This window comes from Syntrophomonas sp. (assembly GCF_028707975.1).
In the GTDB taxonomy this organism is placed as follows: Bacteria; Bacillota; Syntrophomonadia; order Syntrophomonadales; family Syntrophomonadaceae; genus Syntrophomonas.
In genome coordinates this window covers 1-8,688 of the sequence record NZ_JAQVZX010000079.1, presented here as the reverse complement: position 1 = coordinate 8,688, position 8,688 = coordinate 1, and the positions used below count along the sequence as shown (strand labels likewise).

8 protein-coding genes are annotated in these 8,688 nt (G+C 45.3%); 1 reads left to right on the top strand and 7 read right to left on the bottom strand.

The window, feature by feature from the left end; translation table 11 throughout:
• The coding region (locus PHP87_RS09340) for a hypothetical protein (protein WP_366942923.1) at positions 1 to 200 on the top strand (200 nt) is incomplete at its 5' end.
• 51 nt (positions 201 to 251) lie between these two features.
• On the opposite strand, the gene PHP87_RS09335 is transcribed toward PHP87_RS09340, so the two are convergent.
• From PHP87_RS09335 to fdnG, 7 genes are all read right to left on the bottom strand, one after another.
• Positions 252 to 710 (bottom strand): hypothetical protein, encoded by a 459-nt coding sequence (locus PHP87_RS09335; RefSeq protein ID WP_299920592.1) that lies wholly within the window; start codon positions 708 to 710, stop codon positions 252 to 254.
• Positions 711 to 1,204: 494 nt separating this feature from the next.
• Positions 1,205 to 1,930, bottom strand: coding sequence for a DUF1287 domain-containing protein (locus tag PHP87_RS09330; RefSeq protein ID WP_299920591.1), 726 nt, complete (start codon positions 1,928 to 1,930; stop codon positions 1,205 to 1,207).
• A gap of 540 nt (positions 1,931 to 2,470) precedes the next feature.
• On the bottom strand, positions 2,471 to 3,421 hold the full coding sequence (locus PHP87_RS09325; RefSeq protein WP_366942924.1) for a helix-turn-helix transcriptional regulator: 951 nt from the start codon (positions 3,419 to 3,421) through the stop codon (positions 2,471 to 2,473).
• A 511-nt stretch (positions 3,422 to 3,932) separates the two neighbouring features.
• Entirely contained in the window at positions 3,933 to 4,706 is a 774-nt protein-coding gene (fdhE, locus tag PHP87_RS09320) for a formate dehydrogenase accessory protein FdhE (RefSeq protein ID WP_299920590.1), read from the bottom strand.
• A gap of 13 nt (positions 4,707 to 4,719) precedes the next feature.
• The gene (locus PHP87_RS09315; RefSeq protein ID WP_299920587.1) at positions 4,720 to 5,382 is read right to left on the bottom strand and encodes a cytochrome b/b6 domain-containing protein; all 663 of its coding nucleotides are present in this window, start codon (positions 5,380 to 5,382) and stop codon (positions 4,720 to 4,722) included.
• A 2-nt stretch (positions 5,383 to 5,384) separates the two neighbouring features.
• Positions 5,385 to 6,197 (bottom strand): 4Fe-4S dicluster domain-containing protein, encoded by an 813-nt coding sequence (locus tag PHP87_RS09310; protein ID WP_299920586.1) that lies wholly within the window; start codon positions 6,195 to 6,197, stop codon positions 5,385 to 5,387.
• Positions 6,198 to 6,199: 2 nt separating this feature from the next.
• Positions 6,200 to 8,688 (bottom strand): formate dehydrogenase-N subunit alpha (fdnG, locus tag PHP87_RS09305; RefSeq protein ID WP_299920585.1); only part of this gene is annotated, 2,489 nt, incomplete at its 5' end.

The window sequence follows — 8,688 nt, the reverse complement described above, 5'->3', positions numbered from 1 at the left end:
GGTATTCACTCTTCACTTCTATTGCCCGCTTACTCGTTTTTCGCTACCCGCTGGCGGTATTTTTTGCTTCCTTCTGGGGCGTTACCGGTGTCTATTGGAGCCAACCACTGGCCGTAGCTTTATCCGGCATACTCTCCGGCATATTGTTATGGAGGTTATTAACCGGCGAGTTTTTTCAAGCCAAGCTGCCCCGGGATTAAGAAATGAATTATAGCGAAATTTAAAAGGTTTTGAACACGCTAATTGGTAATTTAAACCTCCGGGCTTGACTTTAGCCGTCTTTGAAAAACTATAAATACCGGTAGTGGAATAATGATCCAACCCATGCTTTTTATCAGCCTATTTTTAGCTCGGTTAACTTGACGGTCTTTTTCAGCTACAATCAGAGCGTCATATCTTGCTTTTAGCTCAGCCTCGCTAAGATTAGCTTTGGTATTCGCATTTTCAGACTTTTCCAAACCCCCTTGTCTATATTCTTCAAATGACTGCTGATACGGAGCAGGAGTAACAATATCGGCAATGGCCATAAATGCGCTTACGCTTCCGCCGATTATCATCATTAAGGTTGCAAATAACACCACATAAATATAAACGTTTTTCATCATAATGTTCCCTCCCTCTTTAGAACTTCCTCTGGTTGCGGATATTGCAGTAGCTGCTAATATCAACACTATAACCACAAGCGCTAATCCTATTAATGAAACTACCACCGATTCTGCCTCCTTTGCTTAATCTATTATAGCGAAAATCTGACCGCAATTGATATAAGCAAGATTAACCAGGTATTTCTTGAGCCAGAATAATTGCTGGTTATCACAGCGTATCATAAACTTTGGGCAACCTGGCGGATAGTCAAAATCCAATCATGATGTCACTGCAAAAATTTATAAATATGCATTAGTGTGCATAAATATACCGCTCAGCACCCTTAAAAACGATCGCAGGGTATGTAGGGAACGACCCCCGTGTCGTTCCGAATCAGGCGCAACAACCTTAATAGTGACTGCAAGGCATTGTGAGGGCGGTCTTCGACCGCCCGCTTTCATCTTCGCCAACGCTCGTTTTGTGTATTCATGCAACCCTTATGCAACAAAAAGGATTTTTTGCAGTGGAGTCATGCTTTTTCTTACCTGCAAATGGATCTTCTAATTAACGGTCAAATATAAATTTAGACACCTACGTACAAAAACAAAACCGAGGCCGTTTACAGCGCCTCGGCTTTTTTATCGCTTATAAATCTGAAATGATATATTATCTTAGTAGGCCAATTCGTTAGAGCATCTGCCTCTCTGGCACGGGGTCCGCCATTATGTATAACTAGGGGCACCCCATCCCTGCGGCGCCGATCTGATATTACTCCAATATGCTCTAATGGAGGAGCAAATACTACAATATCTCCCGGTTGCCAGTTAACCAGGTTCTCTATATCTCTAGGCTTTACCTTCGTGGTTAATTCTTCAGCATGGCGCTGAAAAAACACCTGTAAATTCCTTACGCGGCGGTAATCGATAGCTGAATCCGGATTCTTGCCGGTGGTTCCGTAAGCAGCAGGGGCTTTTTTTATGTCATCGTCCACCAGAGCACGCAGATCATAACCGGCCGTCTGCAAGGCGCGCCAAATTACATCTGTACAGGCTCCCTTGCCTTCGGGAGGATACCCTTTCGAATAATAGGAGCTGTCATATTGAGTGCCCCGTTTAACCTCTTGACGAGCACCATCAACAATATCCAAGGCATCAGCAATTCCGTTTTGGTTATTATCCTGAGAAGAAATTGCGAGCGGCACTTCGCATTTAGCTCCGAAGGGCAGCCTTTCCATAAAGCTAGGATAGTTAAAATGAGACATCAAGAGATTACCATACTTAATCACGAGCAGAGTGAGTATAAGGATTATTAATAAAAGTAAACCCCTTCGTTTATTCTTACACATTGGAAAATTGCCTGCCTTTATTCTTACCCAACCTTATTTATCCTGTAAATATCATCCCGAGCAGAATATTAGTGAAGAATCTTACTTTCACAGGGGAAAGAGTCTTCATTTGAGTTTACTATAGTGAATTTAATATGCAAAAAAAATTAATTATAACTCCAATAATTAATCCAATCATAAAAATATTTTCGCTTCTTTAACTATCTTAGCTGTTTCCATATATCATGACTCCCCCAAAATAAATCGTTTAATTTTTTTGAAGTGTATTACAGACGTCACTTCAATACTACTCCCCGTCAACCTTATTCTGAATATCTAAAATAGCCAAGGAGCAATTACACTTTGAGTCAGTTGAGGAAATGTATAGGTTCTAAAATGTAATTAATACTATGTCCCCCCAGCGAGGGGCTTTTTCTTTTTAACACCTTAATTGCGACCAAAGGGAACATTAGAAATGTGCTAAGCCCGCCTGGAACTAAAAGAGCCTTCTCCTTAGCCTGAGCAAGATCATAGAGTTTAGTTCAGACATACAGGTAGTTCCTAAGGACGCGCCTTTGCAGAATGGGGAGTTTCGTAGATGATCTTTCCGGTCAGGGAGGTATCATAGCCAATATGCTGTTCAACCGCCCGTTTGAATGCGGTTGAGTTTACAACTGCCTGTATCTGATGCCATTCAGGCTTTTCTGCTGTTTCCTGAAGAATAACCAGGTCAAACCGTTCTTTAAACAGGGGCACAAAATCCAAACCCATCCTTTGGGCAGCAAATTGAATGCCAATGCCGAAATCCGCTTCTCCATTAGCAACCTTAAGTGCTACTCCCCAATGAGTCTTTTCTTCTTTTTCATAACCCTGTATTTGGCGGACTGGTATTTCATTTTCCAACAAGTATTGATCTATTCTTAAACGAGTGCCGGAGCCTCTCTGCCGGTTTACAAAGCGTGTACCTTTTTGGGTGATATCCTCCCAGGAATTGATATTGTGCTTGTTGCCTGCGGCGACAATCCAGCCCTGGGTTCTTTGAACCAGGTTAACAACCGTATAAGCTTCAGCCAGAAGTATGTGTTCTACGAAAGGTAGATTGTATTCCTGTAATTTTTCATCCCAAAGATGAATACCGGTTACTTGCGCTTTTCTGTGGTAAAGAGCAACCAGGCCTTGCATACTACCTTTAAAAATAGTCTTAAGGGAAAGAGAAGAAGCAGAGTGATTTAAAAACTCTGCCAGCAGTTCAACGGATAGATCGTGGCTGCCCATAAAACAAAAGCCATTGTCTGAAGATACATCCTCCTGCGCGTCAAAATATCCCCGGGGGCGTTTTTCACCTGAGTCTCCCTGCAAGTAGTGCATTAGCGAATCATAATCAATACGTATTTTCCTTCCAATGCGCCATGAGGGAATTTCTCCCCGTTTGATTAGCTCGTACAAGGTGTATTTGGAAATTTTAAGTATTTGAGCAGCTTCTTCTGGGGTAAGGGGCGGACGTCTAGTAATGGTTATTCGACTCCTTCCGCTTATCAGTAAATATTCTCACTTAACAGGATTGCTCATAGGGGTAGCAATTCATTAATCTATCATAATTCAATTATGCCGGTTTTTATTGTACTTTTAACATAACACCCGAGGAGAATCGTGTCAACTTACTTGGGTTAAGATTATATATATTGCCTTTAATACTATTATCTTCTATTTGTTTTAGTAATTATGAAGTTACCGTTTTTTTGTTTAAATTGGCTATCTTTACAAAGCCTCGTTCATCGCTACTAGTTTTCTCTTCTTTATGATTTTCATGTACGATCGTTTCCTTATCCTTATCCTTATCCTTGATAAAAAAAAGCTTCCCGCAAAAGCGGGAAGAAAAAGATTGGGATGTATGAAAAGCCTAAGCTTTTTCATCAAAAATTATGCCACTTAGTCTATCAGCATCATGTTACCAGAGATACTATCAAGACTATCCTTCGGTGTGATTAGTTCCCAAATATTAATTTCATATTATTTGGCTTCTCTAGTTGATTCGATTATCTTTTCTAACCTGTTCTTCTATCCAGCGTTCGGTTGCATAATTCAACGGAAGCGTTCTCATATCTTCCCAAAAATAATCCGCAGCATAAAGCATACGCCCATCGATTTCCTTGAAATATTGCCCACAAACCTGACAAACACCCATTTCAATTCCGGGAAACGCCTCGTTTTTGAGATAAAACAATTTCTTGGAATCTTCGCTTCCGCAAAAGAGGCATCCGGTACGCTGTACAGGCCATTCAAAGTTGCATGTGTTACAGTGCATTATTCTTTTCCCGTCCGGTGCGGTCAGAACCGCCAAAGTCGATATTTCGCCGCAAACCGGGCAAGCGGCTATATTTTTCTCTGGATTCTCTGATGCGCGGGGATTATACTTTTGCTCCGGCACTCCCTTTTCATTGACGGTCTGGCTAGCCAGTTTAGCTACACCATTAACCGCTATCTGGAGGCGTGTTCCCATTTCTGCTTCCATCATGTTGTTGCCTGACTTCAATTGCTCCCACATTTCCCACAAGTCTGAATCATTTATTTCTACTTTGGCAGAGAGATTTAATCTCTGCCAAAGCTCGATAATTGCATCTTGAGGTAAATCAACAATAGGTAAATATGGGGATTCATCACTCATGCTTAAACTCGCCTGCCAGTATGAACCACGTTCCTGCCGCCAGGCATCAACCTCTAGTTTGAGCTGACGATACTTCTGGTAAGCTTGTTCCGCGTTTTCCGCAACTACCAATTTGCTTTTTTCTGCAGCCATACAAATTCTCCTCTTATCCTTTTATGGTTTCTTTAGCCTCTTCGTTATACCATTTTTCATAGTGCTCATAAGCAAACTTGGCAGGAACCCAACCGGTGAAAATACCCTTTAGAGCCTGGTTTGAATCAGGATGAAGTATTCCCAGATATAAATGGGCAATCAAAAGAGCAGTCATAAAAAGTGCACAGGCCGCATGTATGGGATACGCCCACTGTAGCAGCAAACTTGGGCCTGAAGGAGCAAGCCACATAATGTAGCCGCTGATTACAATGCAAAGTGTCCCCAGTATGGTAAACATAGAGTTCAGCTTTTCACCACCGTTAAACTTGCCCTGGGGCGGGAATGGCTTATGGCCGCCAAAGAATTCTATACCAAAATTCTTGGCATGAGCCAGGTCATCATTACGGAAGTTAATGACGTCCTTAAACCAGCGCCGCATCTGGCGTGCGCCTACACCTTTGCCAATGAACCCTGCTATCATACCTAACGTAAACAGCACAGCCACGACACGATGAATATTTCGTGTAACTTGAATCCCGCCGAATATGTTCATGGCCGGCTGAAAAACGGTGACGAGCACTCCCAGTCCGGTAAAAAGCAACAGTAGGAATGCAACGCCGTGACACCAGTGAACAAAGCGCTCTCCTGCGGAAAAACGATATACCTCTTTTGCCATATCTACTTACCTCCTTCGTCGTGGGATTCCGCGATAATTTTCGCTCTGTTGGCATAATTGCCCCTCACAAAATTAACAATAACCCCGACAGTAATAGCCGCAGCCGAAGCGCCAATCGCGATACCACCCAGCGGATGAACTATATCTTTCCAAAGAGTCAAAGATATCGGCGTAGTAGGATTTAAAGGAAGCCCATAAGCATCTGGCCTATCCTGTAGCAGATAAACATAAGTCGTGCCGCCCATCAAATTATCGCCATACAAATGTGCTTTCGGATTGGTTAATTGAAGCTCTGCAACGCGGGCCTGGGCTTGGGGCATTATCTCATCACGATCGCCAAAGTGTATCGCGCCGGGCTGGCAGGTTTGAGCACATGCCGGTTTAATGCCGCTTTCAACGCGATCAATACAACCGGTACATTTGCTCATTTTATTAGTAGCTTCATCAATCTTGGGAACGCCCCATGGACAGTTCGCCACACAATAACCGCAGCCAATGCATTTTTCTTTGTCGACCAAAGTGTATCCCGTTTCCGTCTTATAGATGGCATTAGAAGAACAAGCCTTCATGCAGGCAGGATCAGCGCAGTGGAAGCACTGGAGTTTCAGCATATTAAAACGCATTTTATTATCTTTGTACTCTTCTCTGAACCTGACATAGGTCCAGGTATTAGGTGTAAAGTCAGCCTGGGTCTGATAACTGCTTATGCGTTGCGTCTTTTCGGCCGGAAGATCGTTCCAGGCTTTGCAGGCCACGGAACACGCCTTACAGCCGGTGCATAATGAAGTGTCAATAAAAACCATTTTTCTCGCCATCGTTAAGCCCTCCTTATGTTGACAAGACAGCATTTATACTCAGGAGTTCCAGCTCCGGGGTCGCATGCATTCATTGTCACATTATTAGTACTGGGGCCAGTACTCAAGCCGGCAAAGCCCCAGCTCCACGGCATACCGATGGTCTCCTGATCTTTACCGTTGATTTTAAGAGTCTGGATTCGGTCGGTCACCAGGGCACGCACTACTAACTTGCCGCGGGCAGAGGATACTTCGACTTCATCCCCTTCTTTGACTCCTATTTTATGGGCCAGGTTTTTGCTTATTTCAGCATATGGCTCAGGTGCTATCTCATTCAGCCAGGGAATATTGCGGGTAATCGCTCCGGCGCAGAAGTGCTCGACAACCCCATAGGAGGTAAGGACATAGGGATATTCATCCGGTTTGCCAAACTCTTTTGAAACAATCTTGGCACAGGGATTGTTCTGCACCTCGGGATGGAGAAGATTGGCGGTCGGGCTTTCAATCGGCTCATAGAACTCCGGCATCGGTCCATCAACCGTCATGCCTGCTCCACGAATCGGAACAGCCGCAATACCTTCTGTCGGAGTAGCAACCGCGCCGCTCTTATAAGTAGCTGCGAATAAGCGTCCTACACCTTCCGGATTCTGTTTGAACCCAATCTTTCCTTCCGGAGTGTCGGGACCTTTGGTCTTGTCGACCACATCGGGTCCGTCATTTCCGACCCAGAGATTCTGGACGGGATCCCACCATATCAGCTTGCGTTTGGAATCAACCGGCTGCCCTTGGGCATCACAGGAGCACCGGTTATAGAGAACGCGGATATTGCCCGGCCAGGCAAATGCATACTCTTTGTTCAGGCCCAGACCGGTGGGATCCGCATTGCCCCGGCGGTCTGCCAGATTTTGGCCTTCCGGCGTTACGCCTGCATATATCCAGCATCCGGTGGAAACCGTGCCGACCGGTGCTGCCAGGTATTCGCCTATCGCGGCAATAGGTTTGCCAGTAGTGTCGTTATAGCCACCCAGTTCCTGAAGCACCCTTAAAGCACTCGCTTCATGCTCGCCATAGTCCCAGTTGGCCTTCAAAATCGGTTCATCCTTGGGATCGGCGCTTCCAGCATAAAGGGCGCGCACTCTCTTAAAGATGTGATCCAGCATATCCAAATCCGGGTGTACGTCATTGAGGGGTTTTAAGGCCACTTCTTTCCACTGAACCAGGCGGGAAGAATTGGTCATGCTGCCGGCCTTTTCATAAACGAAGGCCGCCGGCAGGAAGATTACCTCAGTCGGAATCTCGGCCGGATTTAATCCTTCTTCTTTCCAGAACTGGGCGGTTTCGGTATTGAATATATCGGCCGCTACCAGCATTTCCAGTTTGGACAGGCCTCGGGCCACCAGTTTTCGATCCGGGATAGAAACCGTGGAGTTGGAGCCCCAGTTGAGGAGAAGCTTAAACTGTCCTTCTTCCATTTTGCTAAAGAACTGGGGTTGAATGGGCATATTTGCTGGATTGTTTTTGGGCAGCCACTGATACCCGTATTCGTTTTCGGGAGTGGCGTTCTTGCCAAACCAGGCCTTGAGCAAGGCTACCATTGGTTTATACTGAACCGAGCCTTTACTTATGGCAAAATCATTCAGGGTTTTTTCTTGATTAGTGGGATAAGGGATATATCCAGGCAGGTTGGCGTTCAGGTTGGCCATATCGGTGGAACCCTGAACATTAGGCTCGCCGCGCAGGGCCTGGATGCCGCTGCCGGCCTTGCCCACATTGCCCAGGAGCAGCTGGATGATCGCATAGCAACGAATACCCTGCACCCCGGTGGTGTGCTGAGTCATGCCCAGGGCGTAGAAGATGTTGCCGGGTTTGGCTGCAGCAAAAGTATCGGCTATCTGCTTGATTTTGGCAACCGGTATTCCGCTGATCCTTGAGGCTACATCAAAGGTATATCTGGAATAGTGGGCTTTAAGTTTTTGAAAAACACAGTCCGGATCATCCAGGCTGGCTGCCTTTACCGGTTTGCCATCGGCGTCCAGTTGATAGGCCCAGCTTTTATAATCATACTTCTTGGTTTCAGGATTAAAACCAGAAAACATACCGTCATTGAATCCGAAATCTTTGCTTATCTTATAAAGCGCATTGGTGAAATTCACAACATAGAATTCATCATAAAGCTTGTTCTCAATGTAATAATTGATCATTGCACCCAGGTAAGCAATATCGGTTCCGGGACGGATCTGCGCAAAGATATCTGCCTGGGAAGCGGTACGGGTAAAACGCGGGTCGACCACAATAACCTTGGCACCTTTTGCCCGGGCGCGGTTAACCCATTTCATAGCGATGGGATGATTTTCGGCACAGTTGCTGCCGGCGATCAAGAAACAATCAGAGTTCTGCATATCCTGCCAGGAGTTGGTCATGGCGCCGCGTCCAAATGAAGGTGACAAACTAGCCACCGTGGGCGCGTGTCAGATACGGGCCTGGTGTTCGTGAAACGGTGTCCCGATCAGGC

Coding starts and splice junctions, on each gene's coding strand:
- PHP87_RS09330 (WP_299920591.1), bottom strand. CDS start 1,930: ATGTGTAAGAATAAACGAAGGGGTTTACTTTTATTAATAATCCTTATA.
- fdhE (WP_299920590.1), bottom strand. CDS start 4,706: ATGGCTGCAGAAAAAAGCAAATTGGTAGTTGCGGAAAACGCGGAACAA.
- PHP87_RS09315 (WP_299920587.1), bottom strand. CDS start 5,382: ATGGCAAAAGAGGTATATCGTTTTTCCGCAGGAGAGCGCTTTGTTCAC.
- PHP87_RS09310 (WP_299920586.1), bottom strand. CDS start 6,197: ATGGCGAGAAAAATGGTTTTTATTGACACTTCATTATGCACCGGCTGT.